The 16977-nt window shown below is 62.0% G+C and carries 14 protein-coding genes; 5 read left to right on the forward strand and 9 right to left on the reverse strand.

Features of this window, described 5'->3' with window-relative positions; translation table 11 throughout:
* The gene (gene hspQ, locus B5E41_RS12575) at nt 1-330 is read left to right on the forward strand and encodes a heat shock protein HspQ (protein WP_064802571.1); all 330 of its coding nucleotides are present in this window, start codon (nt 1-3) and stop codon (nt 328-330) included.
* Nucleotides 331-450: 120 nt separating this feature from the next.
* Here hspQ and B5E41_RS12580 read toward each other — a convergent pair whose 3' ends face one another.
* Nucleotides 451-1113, reverse strand: a complete 663-nt coding sequence (locus tag B5E41_RS12580; RefSeq protein WP_064802569.1) for an invasion associated locus B family protein — start codon at nt 1111-1113, stop codon at nt 451-453.
* A gap of 287 nt (nt 1114-1400) precedes the next feature.
* Between B5E41_RS12580 and B5E41_RS12585 the strand changes: the two genes are divergently transcribed.
* The 3 genes from B5E41_RS12585 (at nt 1401) to B5E41_RS12595 (ending at nt 4501) form a co-directional block, all read left to right on the forward strand.
* The gene (locus tag B5E41_RS12585; RefSeq protein ID WP_088394020.1) at nt 1401-3203 is read left to right on the forward strand and encodes an extracellular solute-binding protein; all 1803 of its coding nucleotides are present in this window, start codon (nt 1401-1403) and stop codon (nt 3201-3203) included.
* Between the two features lie 60 nt (nt 3204-3263).
* Nucleotides 3264-3935: a DsbA family oxidoreductase gene (locus B5E41_RS12590; protein ID WP_088394022.1), complete on the forward strand. Its 672-nt coding sequence runs from the start codon at nt 3264-3266 to the stop codon at nt 3933-3935.
* A gap of 77 nt (nt 3936-4012) precedes the next feature.
* Nucleotides 4013-4501: a GrpB family protein gene (locus tag B5E41_RS12595; protein WP_245303084.1), complete on the forward strand. Its 489-nt coding sequence runs from the start codon at nt 4013-4015 to the stop codon at nt 4499-4501.
* Nucleotides 4502-4516: 15 nt separating this feature from the next.
* On the opposite strand, the gene B5E41_RS12600 is transcribed toward B5E41_RS12595, so the two are convergent.
* Genes B5E41_RS12600 through B5E41_RS12610 form a run of 3 tightly spaced genes read right to left on the reverse strand, consistent with a single transcriptional unit; the run spans nt 4517 to nt 8805 of the window.
* Nucleotides 4517-4984, reverse strand: coding sequence for an OsmC family protein (locus B5E41_RS12600; protein ID WP_088394024.1), 468 nt, complete (start codon nt 4982-4984; stop codon nt 4517-4519).
* 15 nt (nt 4985-4999) lie between these two features.
* Complete coding sequence (gene mfd, locus B5E41_RS12605) at nt 5000-8503, reverse strand: transcription-repair coupling factor (protein ID WP_088394026.1); 3504 nt, start codon at nt 8501-8503, stop codon at nt 5000-5002.
* Nucleotides 8500-8805 (reverse strand): FAD assembly factor SdhE, encoded by a 306-nt coding sequence (locus B5E41_RS12610; RefSeq protein WP_088394028.1) that lies wholly within the window; start codon nt 8803-8805, stop codon nt 8500-8502. The genes mfd and B5E41_RS12610 overlap by 4 nt, the downstream gene beginning before the upstream one ends.
* 92 nt (nt 8806-8897) lie before the next feature.
* On the opposite strand from B5E41_RS12610, the gene recG reads away from it, so the two are divergent.
* On the forward strand, nt 8898-11003 hold the full coding sequence (recG, locus tag B5E41_RS12615; RefSeq protein ID WP_088394337.1) for an ATP-dependent DNA helicase RecG: 2106 nt from the start codon (nt 8898-8900) through the stop codon (nt 11001-11003).
* Here recG and B5E41_RS12620 read toward each other — a convergent pair.
* From B5E41_RS12620 to yjfF, 5 genes are all read right to left on the reverse strand, one after another.
* Nucleotides 11000-11707: a DUF502 domain-containing protein gene (locus B5E41_RS12620; RefSeq protein WP_088394030.1), complete on the reverse strand. Its 708-nt coding sequence runs from the start codon at nt 11705-11707 to the stop codon at nt 11000-11002. The genes recG and B5E41_RS12620 overlap by 4 nt on opposite strands.
* A 134-nt stretch (nt 11708-11841) precedes the next feature.
* Nucleotides 11842-13668 (reverse strand): glutamine--fructose-6-phosphate transaminase (isomerizing), encoded by a 1827-nt coding sequence (gene glmS, locus B5E41_RS12625; RefSeq protein WP_088394032.1) that lies wholly within the window; start codon nt 13666-13668, stop codon nt 11842-11844.
* Between the two features lie 101 nt (nt 13669-13769).
* Nucleotides 13770-15131: a bifunctional UDP-N-acetylglucosamine diphosphorylase/glucosamine-1-phosphate N-acetyltransferase GlmU gene (glmU, locus tag B5E41_RS12630; RefSeq protein WP_088394034.1), complete on the reverse strand. Its 1362-nt coding sequence runs from the start codon at nt 15129-15131 to the stop codon at nt 13770-13772.
* 83 nt (nt 15132-15214) lie between these two features.
* Nucleotides 15215-15991, reverse strand: coding sequence for a FadR/GntR family transcriptional regulator (locus B5E41_RS12635; RefSeq protein WP_020921274.1), 777 nt, complete (start codon nt 15989-15991; stop codon nt 15215-15217).
* 14 nt (nt 15992-16005) lie between these two features.
* Entirely contained in the window at nt 16006-16974 is a 969-nt protein-coding gene (yjfF, locus tag B5E41_RS12640; protein ID WP_011425356.1) for a galactofuranose ABC transporter, permease protein YjfF, read from the reverse strand.
* Nucleotides 16975-16977 lie beyond the last annotated feature (3 nt).

The raw sequence follows: 16977 nt of genomic DNA on the forward strand, positions 1-16977 counted from the left end.
ATGAAAGAAAGACTAGCAAAGTTCAGTATCGGCGAAGTGGTCCGGCACAAGGTTTTTCCGTTTCGCGGCGTCATCTTCGATGTCGATCCGGAATTCGCGAATACCGAGGAATGGTGGAACTCCATTCCCGCCGAAGTGCGCCCCAGCAAGGACCAGCCCTTCTACCATCTGCTCGCCGAAAACGACGAAAGCGAATATGTCGCCTATGTCTCCGAGCAGAACCTGGTGAATGACGAAAGCGGCACGCCGCTTCGCAACCCGCAGATCTACCAGATTTTCGATCAGGCCCCGTCAGGGCAGTTCAAACCCAAGATGAGCTTCGCCCACTAATAAGATCAGACACGCCGATCGATTAAACGAGGCCTCGCATCTCCCGGCGAGGCCTTTTTCTTGGCGAGAAACAAAAACCCGGCACGAAGCCGGGTTTTTTGTTCAAGCCTGTCGGCTAGATTACTGAGCCTTGGCAGCCTTCTGAGCGTCTTCCAGCTTCTTACGGGCTTCTTCAGCCTTCTTCTGCATGCCTTCCTGCAGGCTGCGCTGGCTTTCAGCGAGCTTGGATTCGGAAACCGGTTCGCCATCATAAGCGCCGGTGAAGCCTTCGAGCGAAATCTTGATCGGGTTCGGGGCGCGGCGGAAGTTGATCGAAGTGAAGATCACGTCGCTGCCCTTCTTGAGGCTGGCGATCATCGCGTCGGTCAGCGGAATTTCAGCGGTGCACTTGTCCGGCAGGCAGACGGCGTAATCGAGCTTCTGGCCCTTGCCGCCGTCGATCTGCATGCTGATGCCCGGAGGAATGAGGCGTGCCGTGGGAACGGAGACCTGCAGGAGCTTGCGGTTGATCTTGCCGGTGACCGAAATCAGGCCGACAGCCGTGACGAGCTGGCCGCCATTGGCGAGAATCAGGTTCTGGACGACGCAGATGTCGTTGTCTTCCTGCTTGCTGCAGGTCTTGTACCAGCCGAGCTTCGGCGCGCCAGCGGCCTGTGCCGGGGCATCGGCCGGAGCCTGCGCCGCCGCATCCTGTGCGAAGGAGGAGACCGGTGCCGAAGCGCCGAACACCACTGCCAGAACGGACAGTGCTGCCCGCATTTTCTTTTCAGACTTGAACATCATAACGAATTCCGTCTCCTGATATCCGTTCGGAGCAGCGACGTGCCGCCCCAACCATCGGGTCGTTCGGCACTCCACCTCATGGAAAAATAAGGCAAATGCATGACCCCGAAACTTCGGGTTCACCTGTTACATCGCAGCGTTCAAGATATCCAGCTTTTCTTTGGCAATTTAAGAGTCAATTTCATCGACAGGCCAAAGAAATCGCGCCTGCGTGTTGGAATCAGTCGACCCCATGCTAATCTCGCGATGAATCATGCACTTGTTTTTCGCGGATCAAGGATTGCCGAATGCTCCGGATCATCGTCCCTCTCGTCCTCTCCTTGCTGTGCGGCACCGTCGCCGCAGAGCCGCTGCACGGCATCGCTATGCATGGCGAGCCGGCCTTGCCGCCTGACTATAAGCACTTTCCCTACGTCAATCCCGACGTGAAAAAGGGCGGCAAGATCACCTATGGCGTCGTCGGCACTTTCGACAACCTCAACCCGTTCATCCTGAAGAGCATGCGCACGACGGCGCGCGGCATGTGGGATCCGGAATATGGAAACCTCGTCTACGAATCGCTGATGCAGCGCTCCCGGGACGAGCCTTTCACGCTTTACGGCCTGCTTGCCGAAACGGTCGAATGGGATGAGGACAGGAGCTTCATCCAGTTCAACCTCAATCCGAAAGCGAAGTGGTCCGACGGTCAGCCGGTGACGCCGGAGGACGTGATGTTCACCTTCGAACTGATGCGCGACAAGGGACGCGTGCCCTACTCCAACCGCATCAACGTCGTCGCCAAGATGGAGAAGGTCGACGAGCACAGCGTACGCTTCACCTTCAACGACAAGGCAGACCGCGAGACGCCTCTGATTTTCGGTCTTTTTCCGGTGCTGCCGAAACACGCGGTCGATCCGGAAACCTTCGACCGCACGTCCCTGACGCCACCGGTCGGTTCCGGTCCCTACAAGGTGAAGACGGTGAAGCCCGGCGAGAGCATCACCTATGAGCGCGATCCGAATTACTGGGGCAAGGACATTCCGGCGAAGGTCGGGACTGACAATTACGACCAGATCACTGTCCAGTATTTCCTGCAGGACACAACGCTGTTCGAAGCCTTCAAGAAGGGCGATGTCGACCTCTATCCCGACGGCAATCCCGGCCATTGGGCCAATGCCTACAATTTCCCCGCCGCCACCTCCGGGACCGTGATCAAGGACGTGTTCACGCCGAAACTCCCAAGCGGCATGCTCGGCTTCGTGTTCAACACGCGCCGGCCGATCTTTACCGACGCGAAGGTGCGCGAAGGCCTGTCGCTGGTGTTCGATTTCGAATGGGCGAACAAGAACCTTTATTCCGGCGCCTACAAGCGCACCCAGAGCTTCTGGCAGAATTCCGATCTATCAAGCTTCGGCATTCCCGCCGATGCGAAGGAAATTGCGTTGCTCGGGCCGATCAAGGACAAAATCGCACCCGACATTCTCGACGGCAGTTATAAGCTGCCGGTCACCGACGGCTCCGGCCGTGACCGCAACGTGCTGAAGCAGGCGGTTGGGTTGTTGAAACAGGGCGGCTATACTATCCAGGGCGGCAAGATGCTTGACGCCTCCGGCCGCCAACTTGCTTTCGAGATCATGACGCAGAATGCCGACCAGGAGAAGCTTGCTGTCGCCTATCAGCGTTCGCTGCAGACAATCGGTATTGCGGCTTCGATTCGCACTGTCGATGATTCGCAGTATCAGATCCGCACGAACAGCTTCGATTACGACATGATCATGAAGTCCTATACTTCGTCGCTGTCACCTGGAAACGAGCAGCTCGGCCGCTGGTCTTCGGCTGCGCGCACCCGCGAGGGGACCGATAGTTTTGCCGGCGCCAACGATCCCGATCTCGATACGCTGATCGACCATCTACTGAGGGCACGCTCTGCGGAAGATTTCACAGCGGCGGTGCGCTCCTACGACCGGCTGCTGCTATCCAGCCATTATGTGCTGCCGCTATATCATATGGACCAGCAGTGGGTTGCCCGCAGCAAGCGCATCGGCCATCCCGACGCGGTACCGCTTTACGGCTACCAGCTGCCGGTTTGGTGGGATACAAGCGCCCAATAGAAGCGGCCGAAACACTTCGGCCCTATGTCTCCCCCGGAGACACACAGAAGGAACATCATCATGGAGCGCATCACCATCGACGTCGTCTCGGATGTCGTCTGCCCCTGGTGCTATCTCGGCAAGGCGCGGCTGGAACTCGCCATTGCGGAAGTGCAGGACGAGATCGGTGTCGACATCAACTGGCGGCCGTACCGGCTCAATCCCGACTATCCCAAGGAAGGTGTCGACCAGAAGAAGGCGCTGGCGGAGAAGCTCGGCGGCGAGGAGCGCGTGGCGCAGGCGCACAAGATGCTGACCGATTACGGTCAGGAGGTCGGCATCGCCTTCGATTTCAAAGCGATCAAGATCGGCCCGAACACGCTCGACGCCCACCGGCTGATCCACTGGGCGATGATCGAAGGCCGCGAGAAGCAGGACAAGGTCGTCACCGCCTTGTTCAAGGCGAATTTCGAGGAAGGCCGCAATGTCGGCGACCATGCGGTGCTGCTCGACATCGCCGAGAAGGCCGGCCTCGACCGTTCGGTCATCGCCTCGCTGCTTGCGTCCAATGCCGATAGCGATCTGATCGTCGCCGAAATCAAGGCGGCACAGGAGATGGGCGTCAACGGCGTGCCGTTCTTCATCTTCGACCAACAATATGCCGTGAGCGGCGCGCAGACGCCTGACGTGCTGGCGAACGCGTTGCGCGACATCGCAAAGGCAAAGGCCGAGGCGCGATCGGGATTGAACTGAGTCAATCGATGCGAATCGAGATCGAACAGCCGTGACAAAGTTGGATCGAGGATTTCGCAGCGCTCAAGCGCACCGTCATGGGCGCAGCACCCGCCGGAGCTTATCTGCATCATATCGGCTCGACGGCCATTCCCGGCCTTCCGGCCAAGGATATCATCGATCTCCAGCTTACGGTGAACGATCTGGCCGAGGTCGATGCCGACGCATTCGAACAGGCAGGCTTCGAGCGCCGGCCCATCACCATCGATCACTGCCCTCCGGGACTTGAACTGGCGGAAGGCGAACTTCGCAAGGCCTTCTATCGCAGCAAAGGACGCCCTGCCAATCTGCATATCCGGCAAGGAGGCCGTTCCAATCAGCGCTACTCCCTTCTCTGCCGAGACTTCCTGCGCGCCCATCCGACGGCGGCCAATGCCTATGCGCTGATCAAACAGCGGCTCGCCCAGCGTTTCCCCGAGGACGTCGATTTCTACTACGACATCAAGGACCCGGTATTCGACATCATCATGGACGGCGCCAATGAATGGGCAAAGCTGATTGGCTGGTCGGAGCCACCGGGCGACTGAAGCCGCGGCTTTAACTCAGCCCAGAACCGGAACGCAGCGCACTTCGGTCTTCACCGAATTGGCGATGAAACATTCGTCGTGGGCGCGATGATGCAGAGCTTCGAACTCACTCAGAGAGGGCTGCTTTTCACCGCTGAAGACGACATATGGCTTCAGCGTCACGACAGTCATGGCGAGACGGCCTTCGGCATTCTTCTCCATCACGCCCTCGGCGGCATCGGTGTAGCTGTCGACACAAAAGCGCTGTTTGGCCGCAAGGGAGAGGAACCAGAGCATGTGACAGCTCGAAAGCGAGGCAATGAAGGCTTCCTCCGGATCAACTGCGTCTTCGGCTGAATAAGGCAGCGGAACGACATGCGCGGATGAAGATGCCCTCACCTCGATTCCGCCGTCGAAGGTCCAGCGGTGGGCGCGGCTGTAGCGGTTGTCGGTGAAGGTCTCGCAGTGTCGCTCCCAGGCAATTGTCGCGCCATATGTCGCCATATCAGTCTCGCTCCGTTACTTCGCCATTTCGGCCAGTTGCGTCATGATAACAGCGGCGCCCTGCAGGCGTTTTTCCGGTGTCGGCAGGTCGCGAGTCAGGAACAGGCTGTGATCAGGGCGGATCTTCGCCATCGTGCCCTGCTTGCCAATATAACCGACGAGGTTTGCCGGATTGGGGAATTCCTTGTTGCGGAACTGCACGACGACGCCCTTCGGGCCGGCATCGAGCTTTTCGACATTGGCGGTGCGGCAGAGTGACTTGATGTAGACGATCTTCAGCAGATGCTGGACTTCGATCGGCATCGGCCCGAAGCGGTCGATCATCTCGGCGCCGAAGCCGTCGATCTCCTTGAGTTCGGTGAGTTCGCCGAGACGGCGGTAAAGTGCCATGCGCAGATGCAGGTCGGGCACGTAGTCTTCCGGGATCATCACCGTCGTTCCGACGGAGATCTGCGGCGACCAGCCGGTGTCGTGGATCTCGTCGACACCCTTGACCTCGGCGACTGCCTCTTCCAGCATCTGCTGATAGAGTTCGAAGCCGACTTCCTTGATGTGACCCGACTGCTCCTCGCCGAGCAAGTTGCCGGCGCCGCGGATATCGAGGTCGTGGCTCGCCAGCTGGAAGCCGGCGCCAAGCGTATCGAGCGACTGCAGCACCTTCAGCCGTCGGTCGGCCGTTGCCGTCAGTACCTTGTTCACAGGCAGAGTGAAGAGCGCGAAAGCGCGCACCTTCGAGCGGCCGACGCGGCCGCGCAGCTGATAAAGCTGGGCAAGGCCGAACATATCGGCGCGGTGGACGATCAGCGTGTTGGCCGTGGGGACGTCGAGGCCGGATTCGACAATGGTGGTCGACAACAGCACGTCATAGCGGCCTTCATAGAAGGCGTTCATGATGTCTTCGAGTTCGCCGGCCGGCATTTGGCCATGAGCGACGGCGACCTTCAGCTCCGGCACGTCGGACTGCAGGAAGGCATGCACGTCGGCGAGGTCGGCAAGCCTCGGGCAGACATAGAAGCTCTGGCCGCCGCGATAGTGCTCGCGCATCAGCGTCTCGCGGATGACAAGGCTGTCGAAGGGCGAGATGAAGGTGCGCACCGCCATGCGGTCGACCGGCGGCGTGGTGATCAGCGACAGCTCGCGCACCCCGGTCATCGCAAGCTGCAGCGTGCGCGGGATCGGTGTCGCCGACAGCGTCAGAACGTGCACGTCGCTCTTCAGCTCCTTCAGCCGCTCCTTGTGCTTGACGCCGAAATGCTGCTCCTCGTCGATGACGAGCAGGCCGAGATTGGCGAATTTGATGCCGGCGCCGAGCAGCGCATGGGTGCCGACGACGATATCGGTCTTGCCTTCGGCGACTTCCTTCTTGGTCAGCGCCAGATCCTTGGCGCCGACAAGGCGGGAGGCCTGCTGGACACGCACCGGCAGGCCACGGAATCGCTCGGAAAAAGTCTTGAAATGCTGGCGGGCAAGCAATGTCGTCGGCACGACGACGGCAACCTGGACGCCGTTCATCGCAGCGACGAAGGCGGCGCGCAGCGCCACTTCCGTCTTGCCGAAGCCGACGTCACCGCAGACCAGGCGATCCATCGGCCGGCCGGCGCCGAGATCGGAGCGCACCGCCTCGATGGCATTGTCCTGGTCCTCGGTCTCGTCATAGGGGAAGCGGGCGGCAAACTCGTCGTAAAGCCCGTCCGGCGTCGTCAGAACAGGCGCATGGCGAGTCAGGCGCTCGGCGGCGATTCGGATCAGCGCGTCCGCCATATCGAGCAGCCGCTTCTTGAGCTTGGCCTTGCGCATCTGCCAGGCGCCGCCGCCGAGCTTGTCGAGTTGGGCCTCGGTGCCCTCGCCGCCGTAGCGCGAGAGCAGATCGATATTTTCGACCGGCAGGAAGAGTTTGGCCTCATCGGCATATTGCAGTTCGAGGCAGGCATGCGGGGCGCCTGCCGCCTCGATCGTCTTCAGGCCGATGAAGCGGCCGATGCCGTGCTCGGCATGGACGACGATCGAGCCCTCGTCGAGGCCGGCGACCTCGGCGATGAAGTCGGCGGCGCGTTTGCGACGCTTGGAGCGGCGCACCATGCGGTCGCCGAGGATATCCTGCTCGCCGATGACGACGAGATCACCGGCCTCGAAGCCGGATTCGAGATTGAGCACGGCGGCGGCCGCCTCGCCTTTGCCCAGCGTGGCGAGATCTTTCAGCGCCTCGACGGGCTTGACCTTTTCCAGGCCATGCTCGTTCAGCACCTGCAGCAGGCGCTCCAGCGAACCCTCGGTCCAGGCGGTGACCAGCACCTGCGCCCCGCCGGCGCGCCGGTCGGCAATATGCTTGACGACGACGTCGAAGATATTGACGCGCTCTGCGTCGCCGCCGCCCTCGGCATTCGAGCGAGCCCAGCGCTGACCTTGGCGGGCTTCGATATTGACGACCCGCCTCGCCTCGCCCTCGATTTCATTGAAAGGGCTGACACGGATCGCGCCGAGCGCGTCGAGGGTTTTGGCGAAAAGCTTGCTGTCCAGGTAGAGCTGTCCCGGTGCCACCGGCTTGTAGGGCGTGCCCTGCGCCATCTGGCCCTTGGCCGGCTGGCCGGAATTCAGGCGGGCGTCGAAATAGTCGAGGACGAGCTTGGAGCGCTCCTCGGCCGCCTCACGCACAGTATGGTCGGTGACGACTCGGAAGCCGCTGAGATAATCGAAAACGGTATCGAGCTTTTCGTAGAAGAGCGGCAGCCAATGCTCCATGCCGGGGTAGCGGCGGCCTTCGGAGACGGCGAGATAAAGCGCGTCATCGCGCGTCGTCGCGCCGAAAGCCGAGAGGTAGTTCTTGCGGAAGCGGCTGATCGTATCCGGCGTCAGCGTTACCTCGCTCATCGGATTGAGATCGAGCGAGCGCACCTGGCCCGTGGTGCGCTGGCTTGCCGGATCGAAGCTGCGGATCGATTCCAGCGTATCGCCGAAGAAATCGAGGCGGACCGGCTCTTCCGACCCCGGCACGAAGACGTCCAGGATGCCGCCCCGCACGGCATATTCGCCGACTTCGCGAACGGTCGCGACACGGTCGAAGCCGTTGCGCTCCAGACGTCCGGCGAGATCGTCCATGCGCAGCTGGTTGCCGGGACGGGCCGAAAAGCTCAGGCTTTCAATGACATCCTGCGGCGCGACCTTCTGCAACATGGCATTGGCGGTGACGAGCACGATGGCCGCATGCGGCTTTTTGCGGTGGGCTATGAGACCGCCGAGTGCCGCAAGCCGGCGGGCCGAGGTATCGGCGCTCGGCGAGACGCGGTCATAGGGCAGACAGTCCCAGGCCGGCAGGGTGAGAACCGGAATGTCGGGGGCGACGAAGCCCAGCATCTGCTCGAGATCGGCCATCCGGTGGCCGTCCGACATCACATAGGCGACCGGCTCTCCCGTGCGGGCGAGTTCGGCGAGCAGCAGCGGTTCCAGACCGCCAGGCACATTGCCGATCGTCAGCGGCTCGGCAATGGCCGCAAGCTTCTTCGCATCGAAACCAGGGATCATTCCGGCGTCCTGAGGGGCTTATCGAAATCGGGCGTATAGGCGGCAAGGCGGGCAAACATCGGTGTCTGGAAACGCTCAGGCACCGGCCAGGTTCCCATGATCCAGCGGACCAGGTCGTTATCCTCTTCGGCCATGATCATCTCGAACTCGTCGAGCTCTGCGTCCGAAAGCGTCGCGATCTCGGCTTCGGCGAACTGGCCGAAGACCAGATCCATCTCGCGGATGCCGCGATGCCAGCAGCGGAAAAGGATCCTGCGGCGGCGCGGGTCGAGACCGGCACTCGTGAGCGTGACACCTGTCATGGCATTACCTTCCTGTTGATGCGCCTCTATAGACCCTGGAAAGCGGCTTGTCAGCCTTGCCAAGGCCGCATTGTTCATCGCATTTTGGCCGCATGCGCCCCGCCATTCTCGATCCGCTGTTTTCTCCCGTTTCGGGCCTTCCGGGCGTCGGCCCGAAGATCGCCGAACTGCTGGTCAAGCTGCTCGGATGCGAGACGCCGGAGGATTGCCGGGTCATCGACCTTTTGTTTCACGCCCCCTTCTCGCTGATCGACCGCCGCAACCAGCCGGGGATTGCCCAGGCGCCGCAGGGCGCGATCGTCACCATCACCGCACGTGTCGATCGGCATCAGGTGCCACCGCGCGGCAAAAGCAATGTCCCCTATCGGGTCTTCCTGCATGACGACACCGGCGAGCTGACGCTGGTCTTCTTCCGCGGCCAGGCGGCGTGGCTGGAAAAGCAGCTGCCCATCGATGCGGAGGTGACGGTCAGCGGCATGATCGACTGGTTCAACGGCCGCGCCTCGATGGTGCATCCCGACTATATCGTCAAAGCGGAGGAGGCGGAGAGCCTGCCGCTCGTCGAGCCGATCTATCCGCTGACGGCCGGGCTTTCGCCAAAAACGCTGCGCAAGATCATCGACGCCGCCTTGCCGCGCTTTCCGGAGATGCCGGAATGGATCGACCTGACGCTGACGCAGAAGCAGGGGCTGCCGTCGATCCGCGATAGCTTTCATATGCTGCATGAGCCCCGCGACCCCGCCGATATCGACCCGCAGGCCCCTGCCCGCCGGCGGCTCGCCTATGACGAATTCCTGGCCGGCCAGCTATCGCTGAGCCTGGTGCGCCAGAGGCTTCGCAAAGTGGCGGGCCGGCCGGCGCATGCGACCGGTGCGGTCAGCAGCAAGATCATGAAGGCGTTGCCCTTTTCCCTTACATCAAGCCAGAACGATGCGATCGCCGAGATTCTGAAGGACATGGCCGGTCACGAGCGCATGCTGCGACTCCTGCAGGGCGATGTCGGCTCCGGCAAGACGCTGGTGGCGCTGATGGCAATGGCGGCGGTGATCGAGAGCGGCGGCCAGGCCGTGCTGATGGCGCCGACCGAAATCCTGGCGCGGCAGCACCACGCGACCATCTCGAAATTCGCCGCCTTCGCCGGCCTCGGCATCGAGGTGCTGACGGGGCGCACCAAAGGACGCGAGCGGGAAGAAATCCTGGAGCGCATCGCCTCCGGTGCCGCGCAGATCATCATCGGCACGCATGCGCTGTTTCAGGAGAGCGTCACTTACGCCAATCTGATGCTCGCCGTCGTCGACGAGCAGCACCGCTTCGGCGTTCACCAGCGCCTGCGGCTGACGGCCAAAGGCATCTCGCCGCATATGCTCGTGATGACCGCGACGCCGATCCCGCGCACCCTGGTGCTGGCCGCCTTCGGCGATATGGACGTTTCCAAGCTCACCGAGAAACCGGCCGGGCGCAAGCCGATCCAGACGATCACCGTGCCGATGGAGCGGACCGGCGAAATCGTCGGGCGGCTGCGCAGCGCAATCGCCGACGGCAAGAAGGCCTACTGGATCTGCCCGCTGGTTGAAGAATCCGAGGAGCTCGATCTGATGTCGGCGGAAGAGCGGCATGCGACACTCGTCTCCTCGCTCGGGCCCGATATCGGTCTCATCCATGGCCGCATGGGCGGTGCCGAGAAGGATGCGGCGATGATGGCCTTCAAGAACGGCGAGACCCGCCTGCTCGTCGCCACCACCGTCGTCGAGGTCGGCGTCGACGTGCCGGACGCGACGATCATGGTGATCGAACATGCCGAGCGCTTCGGCCTGGCGCAGCTGCATCAGCTGCGCGGCCGCGTCGGGCGCGGTGACGAGGCTTCGACCTGCATCCTGCTCTATAAGGGGCCACTCGGCGAGACCGGTCATGCCAGACTGTCGATAATGCGGGAGACGGAGGATGGTTTCCGTATCGCCGAGGAGGACCTGAAGCTGCGCGGAGAAGGCGAATTGCTCGGCACCCGCCAGTCCGGCACCCCAGGCTTCCGCATCGCCAGCCTCGAGGCGCATGCCGACCTGCTCGAAATCGCCCGCAAGGACGCCGCCTATCTGATCGAGCGCGATCCGGAGCTGACCAGTGAAAGAGGACAGGCGATCCGCACCCTGCTCTATCTCTTCCGCCGCGATGAGGCGATCCGCTTCCTGAGGGCTGGTTAATCGGCTTTCGAAACGGCCACCGGCTTCGGCCGCGGCAAATGCTTTTGCTTCGGCTCGGACGGCTTATGCTCCGGAGCCACGAGGCCGCCTGATATCAGGTACTTGGCGGCGTCTTCCGGGCTCATGTCGAGCATGACGATCTTTTCGCGCGGTACGAAAATGAGGAAACCGGCCGTCGGCACCGGCGTCGGTGGCAGGAAGACGGCCACCATGTCCTGACCCATGGCGTTAAACTTCGAGGCGATCTCGCCCTTGGCGTCGGTGGCGACGAAAACCAGCGCCCAAAGGCCGGGACCCGGATATTCGATCAGTCCGACCTTCTTGAAGGAGTTCGACTGTTCCTTCAGCACGGTTTCGAAGATCTGCTTCACGCTTCGATAAATCGTGCGCACCAGCGGCATGCGCTGGACGATCGATTCGCCGAAACGGACGATGCTCTGGCCGATGAGGTTCTTGCCGAGGAAACCGACGACGGTGATCAGCACGACAGCAATCAGCAGGCCGAAACCCGGAATGGCGAAATTAAGATAGCTTTCGGGGTTCCAACGCGCCGGAATATAGGGCCTGACCCAGCTGTCCGACCAGTGGATGAAGGTCCAGGTCAACCAGATGGTAATCGCAATCGGCGCGCAGATGATCAGGCCTGCGAGAAAATTGTTCCTCAGCCGGGTCGCTACCGGCATTCTGGGGGCGTTGTCGGCCATCGTTTCCTGATGAACTCCATCTCAGTCCTGGACGGGCCGGAACGCCGACCCTTCCCCCTTGTCCATTTGGTAAAATTGCCAGAATTCCAGGCGCCGCACAATATGTTTCGGCGCCGAGATCCGACCTTGCCGGCTTACTCCACAGTCACGGATTTCGCCAGATTGCGGGGCTGATCGACGTCGGTGCCCATGAAGACGGCGGTGTGATAGGCGAGCAGCTGGATTGGCAGCGAGAAGATCATCGGCGCGATGATTTCGTCGACGACAGGCAGGATGATCGTCGCCATAGTCGGCAGTCTGGAGGCCGCCGCACCCGCCTCGTCGGTGATGAAAATGATGCGGCCGCCGCGCGCTGCGACCTCCTGCATGTTGGAGACGGTCTTTTCGAAGAAGCGGTCATAGGGGGCGATGACGATAACCGGCATATTCTCGTCGATCAGCGCGATCGGACCGTGCTTCAATTCGCCGGCAGCATAGCCTTCGGCATGGATATAGGAGATTTCCTTGAGCTTCAGGGCGCCTTCCATGGCGAGCGGGAAGCTGGTGCCGCGGCCGAGATAAAGCACGTCCTTGCACTTCGATAATTCGCGCGACAGGCTTTCCATCTGCGGCTGGATGAGGTTCAGCACCCGGCTCATGACGCGCGGCATCTCGGCCAAATGGCGCACCAGCGCCCTCTCCTCCGCGGCGCTGACCGTGCCGCGCGCCTTGCCGGCACCGATTGCCAGCGACGCCAGCACGGCAAGCTGGCAAGTAAAGGCCTTGGTCGAGGCGACGCCGATTTCGGGGCCGGCCATGATCGGGAAGACGGCGTCGGATTCGCGGGCGATCGTCGATTCGCGGACATTGACGACGGCGCCGATCGTCAACCCGTTGTCGCGGCAATAACGCAGTGACGCCAGCGTATCGGCGGTCTCGCCGGACTGGGAGATGAAGAGCGCGGCCTGCGATGGCGAGAGCGGCATTTCGCGGTAGCGGAATTCGGAGGCGACGTCGATCTCAACAGGCAGGCGGGCATAACGCTCGAACCAGTATTTGCCGACGAGACCGGCGAGATAGGCCGTGCCGCAGGCCGAGATCGCCAGGCCGGTCGCCGCCTTGAAGTCGATCGCCGCGGCATTGGCGCCGATCGTGTTCTCGGCGAAATCGACATAATGGCTGAGCGCATGGGAGATGACCTCCGGCTGCTCGTAGATTTCCTTTTCCATGAAGTGGCGGTGATTGCCCTTGTCGACCACATAGGCGGTCGCCTGCGAGATCTGGCGGGCGCGCTTGACCGGCTTGCCGGCGAAATCCAGGACCGAGACGCTATCGCGGGTGATGACGGCGCAGTCGCCGTCGACGAGATAGGTGATCTCATTGGTGAAGGGCGAGAGCGCGATGGCGTCCGAGCCGAGGAACATCTCGCCGCGGCCATAGCCGACGGCAAGCGGCGGGCCGGAACGCGCGGCCATGATCGTGCCGGGATCGGCCTTGAGCATGACGGCCAGCGCATAGGCGCCGGTCACGCGGTTCAGCATCTTCAGCATGGCGGCGCGCGGACCGAGGCCCTCGCGCAGATATTTCGCCATCAACTGGGCGACGACCTCGGTGTCGGTCTGGGTTTCGAAGACCGAGCCCTCCTCGGTCAGTTCGTCGCGAAGCTCGGAGAAGTTTTCGATGATGCCATTATGGACGACGGCGACACCTTCGACGAAATGCGGATGGGCATTCGTCTCGTTCGGAACGCCATGCGTCGCCCAGCGCGTATGGGCGATGCCGACGAGACCCGGCAGCGGTTCGACGTCGAGGCGCTTTTCCAGATTGAACAGCTTGCCTTCGGCGCGGCGGCGATCCATCACACCCTCATGGATGGTGGCGACGCCGGCGGAATCATAGCCGCGATATTCGAGACGCTTCAGCGCATCGACCAGGCGCCCGGCAACAGGCTGAGTTCCGACGATCCCCACAATTCCGCACATATAACATCCCCACAAGGCTTCGATAGCGAGGCCAGTCCTAACGATTCCTGCTTATTTCTCAATGGCCTCGGCGGTCACTTTCAATTTCCGCCGGTTACGGTTTAAGCCTTCGCCTTCTTGGCGGCCTTGATGGCGAGCGCGCGTTCGCGCAGCAAGGACGCACGGCCGGGCTTGATCTCCTGGCGGGCGCGGCCGAGCGCCAGTGCATCGGCCGGCACGTCGGCGGTGATGACGCTTCCGGAGCCGACATAGGCGCCGTCGCCGATCGTCACCGGCGCGACCAGCGACGAGTTGGAACCGATGAAGGCGTTTTCGCCGATCACCGTTTCGCTCTTGTTGACCCCGTCATAATTGCAGGTGATCGTGCCGGCGCCGATATTGCTGCCGGCACCGACGACCGCATCGCCGATATAGGTGAGATGGTTGACCTTGGCGCCCACGCCGATCCGGCCGTTCTTGACCTCGCAGAAATTGCCGACCTTCGAACCCATGGCAAGATCGGCCCCCGGCCGCAACCGCGCAAAGGGGCCGACGGTCGCGCCTTCGCTGACATGGGCGCCTTCGATATGCGAGAAGGCATGGATGACGGCGCCGCTGTCGATCACCGCGCCGGGGCCGAAGACGACGTTCGGCTCGATGAGCGCATCCTGGCCGATGACGGTGTCGTAGGAGAGGAATACCGTTTCCGGCGCGATCATGGTGACCCCCGCCAGCATCATCTCACGGCGGCGACGCTCCTGCCAGAAGCGTTCAATGACGGCGAGTTCGGCACGGTTGTTGCAGCCGGTCATCTCGATTTCAGGCGCGTCGACGGCAGTGACGCGGCCTCCGAGCGAACGGGCGATCTCGACGAGATCGGTGAGATAGAATTCGCCCTTGGCATTGGCATTGCCGATCCGCGAGAGAAGATCGAGCGCCTTGCGGCCGTTGATCGCCATCAGACCGCTGTTGCACCAGGTGACAGCCCGCTCGGCGTCGGTCGCATCCTTCTCTTCGCGGATGGCGATGAGTTCGCCGTCCTTGACAAGCAGGCGGCCGTAGCCGGTCGGGCGGTCGGTGTGGAAACCGATGACGACGATGTCGCTGCCATCGGCAAGACCCTGGCGGGCGGCTTTCAACGGGCCGTCGGTCTGCAGCGGCACGTCGCCATAGGTGACGAGGATATCGTCATAGCCCTTGGCGATCGCCTCGCGCGCCGCCAGCACCGCATGGCCGGTGCCGAGGCGCTGCTGCTGCAGATAGGATTCAACGCCGACACCGTCGATGCTGGCAGCCTTTGCCACCTCCCCGGCATCGCGGCCAACGACCAGGGCGACGGAGGAGATGCCGGCAGAGGCGACCGCCTCGACCACATGGGCGATCATCGGACGGCCGGCGACCGGATGCAGCACTTTCGATTTTGAGGATTTCATCCGCGTGCTGTCACCGGCGGCAAGGATGACGGCAAGACAAGTACGTTCCATGATCTGCTCCGCGAATCCGCGCGATGAGGCGGCTTTTCTGCCTCATACTGCATAATTCCTGAAATCGGAAATCGATTTCAGGATTAGATTGCGGGCGAAATCGGCCCCAGGACAACAGGAGAGCCGTGGGCCGCGAAGGCCTCGTGCACGTGATCGCGGCCATCCACGATGACGACCTCCATCGCACGCCGCGCCGCGGCGCTGTCGCCGGAAACGATGGCATCGACGATGCGCATATGGGTATCGGCGATATTGGCGAACCCGTTTTCGGAAGGCGGCGTGCTGATGCGGAACATGCCGACCAGAGCCGCTTCGATGAGGCTGCCAAGGGTGCGCATGAAGGGATTGTGCGAGGCTTCGGCGATCGCCAGGTGAAAGCGCAGATCGGCGAGCGCCAGGCTGTCGGCCGTATGCCCGCTCGCCGCCATTTCCAGCGCCAGTTCGCGCAGCGTCTCGATTTCCTCGGCGCTGGCGCGCTCGGCGACCAGACCGGCGGCGAAGGGTTCGACGGCAAGGCGGATATCGTAAAGCTGCAGCAGGAACTCTTCCGTCACGCCATTGTCAAAGTGCCAGGCGATAATCTCGCTGTCGAACATGTTCCAGAGGTTCTTTTCGGTCACGCGCGTGCCGACCCGGGCCTTGGCGACGACCATGCCCTTGGCTGCGAGCGTCTTCATCGTTTCACGCAGAACGGTGCGCGAAACCTTGAAGCGCTGCGCCAGTTCCGTATCGCCCGGCAGGATCGAACCGACCGGATAGGTGCCGGCGACGATCGCCTTGCCGAGTTCGTCGACCACCTGTGCATGGCTCGTCCGGGTTCGGCGCCCTGTCTTGCGTGTCTCGATGAATTTGTTGCGCAAAGGACCCGCCCCCCTCAGGCATACCTCTTGTTCAGGCTGGAAAGGAACAGGATCGCCTTCTGCATCAGGATGAATGCAAACAGCAGCAGGCCGATCAGAATCTTCGTCCACCAGCTCGACAGTGTGCCGTCGAAGGTGATGTAGGTCTGAATGAGCCCCTGGATCAGAATCCCGATCAAGGTTCCCGCCACGAAGCCCGCTCCTCCGGTCAGCAGCGTCCCCCCAATGACCACTGCAGCGATGGCGTCAAGTTCGACGCCGACTGCAGCAAGAGAATATCCTGCAGATGTGTACAGCGAAAAAACGATTCCGGATAGACCGGCGAGAAAACCCGACAGTGCATAGATCTGGATCGTCGTACGGCCAACCGGCACGCCCATCAGCCGCGCCGTCTGCGGCCCGCCGCCGAGCGCATAAACATTGGTGCCGAAGCGGGTGCGGTGAGCGATGAAGATACCGGCGGCAAAGACCAGAAGCATGACGGCGCCGATCAGCGTCAGCCGTCCGCCTCCGGGCAGCCGCCAGTAGAGGCTCGTCAGCGTCGAATAATAGTCGTGGTTGATCGGAATGCTGTCGATCGAGAGCACGAAGGCGATGCCGCGCGCCAGAAACATGCCGGCAAGCGTGACGATGAAGGCCGGCATTTCGAGATAGTGGATGATCGCGCCCATGATAGCGCCGAAGGCGGTGGTGATGACGAGAACGAGCGCGAAAGCAAGAAGCGGATGGATCGAGGTGTTCTGCAGGATCACCGCGAGGAAGACGCCGGTGAAAGCGATGATCGAACCGATCGACAGGTCGATACCGCCGGAGATGATGACGAAGGTCATGCCGACGGCGGCAATGCCGAGAAAGGCATTATCCGTGAGAAGATTGCCGATGACGCGCGTCGACAGCATGTTCGGATATTGCAGCGTGCAGCCGGCATAGGCGAGCACGAAGATGACGATGGTCGCAAGCAGCGGCAGATATTTGGAGTTCATTTC

This window comes from Rhizobium esperanzae, from assembly GCF_002204185.1.
Classification (GTDB): domain Bacteria; phylum Pseudomonadota; class Alphaproteobacteria; order Rhizobiales; family Rhizobiaceae; genus Rhizobium; species Rhizobium esperanzae.

What these genes read in the sequence shown, in the direction of transcription:
- hspQ (WP_064802571.1), top strand. Translation starts at nt 1, where the DNA reads ATGAAAGAAAGACTAGCAAAGTTCAGTATCGGCGAAGTGGTCCGGCAC.
- B5E41_RS12580 (WP_064802569.1), bottom strand. Translation starts at nt 1,113, where the DNA reads ATGATGTTCAAGTCTGAAAAGAAAATGCGGGCAGCACTGTCCGTTCTG.
- B5E41_RS12585 (WP_088394020.1), top strand. Translation starts at nt 1,401, where the DNA reads ATGCTCCGGATCATCGTCCCTCTCGTCCTCTCCTTGCTGTGCGGCACC.
- B5E41_RS12590 (WP_088394022.1), top strand. Translation starts at nt 3,264, where the DNA reads ATGGAGCGCATCACCATCGACGTCGTCTCGGATGTCGTCTGCCCCTGG.
- B5E41_RS12595 (WP_245303084.1), top strand. Translation starts at nt 4,013, where the DNA reads ATGGGCGCAGCACCCGCCGGAGCTTATCTGCATCATATCGGCTCGACG.
- B5E41_RS12600 (WP_088394024.1), bottom strand. Translation starts at nt 4,984, where the DNA reads ATGGCGACATATGGCGCGACAATTGCCTGGGAGCGACACTGCGAGACC.
- mfd (WP_088394026.1), bottom strand. Translation starts at nt 8,503, where the DNA reads ATGATCCCTGGTTTCGATGCGAAGAAGCTTGCGGCCATTGCCGAGCCG.
- B5E41_RS12610 (WP_088394028.1), bottom strand. Translation starts at nt 8,805, where the DNA reads ATGACAGGTGTCACGCTCACGAGTGCCGGTCTCGACCCGCGCCGCCGC.
- recG (WP_088394337.1), top strand. Translation starts at nt 8,898, where the DNA reads ATGCGCCCCGCCATTCTCGATCCGCTGTTTTCTCCCGTTTCGGGCCTT.
- B5E41_RS12620 (WP_088394030.1), bottom strand. Translation starts at nt 11,707, where the DNA reads ATGGCCGACAACGCCCCCAGAATGCCGGTAGCGACCCGGCTGAGGAAC.
- glmS (WP_088394032.1), bottom strand. Translation starts at nt 13,668, where the DNA reads ATGTGCGGAATTGTGGGGATCGTCGGAACTCAGCCTGTTGCCGGGCGC.
- glmU (WP_088394034.1), bottom strand. Translation starts at nt 15,131, where the DNA reads ATGGAACGTACTTGTCTTGCCGTCATCCTTGCCGCCGGTGACAGCACG.
- yjfF (WP_011425356.1), bottom strand. Translation starts at nt 16,974, where the DNA reads ATGAACTCCAAATATCTGCCGCTGCTTGCGACCATCGTCATCTTCGTG.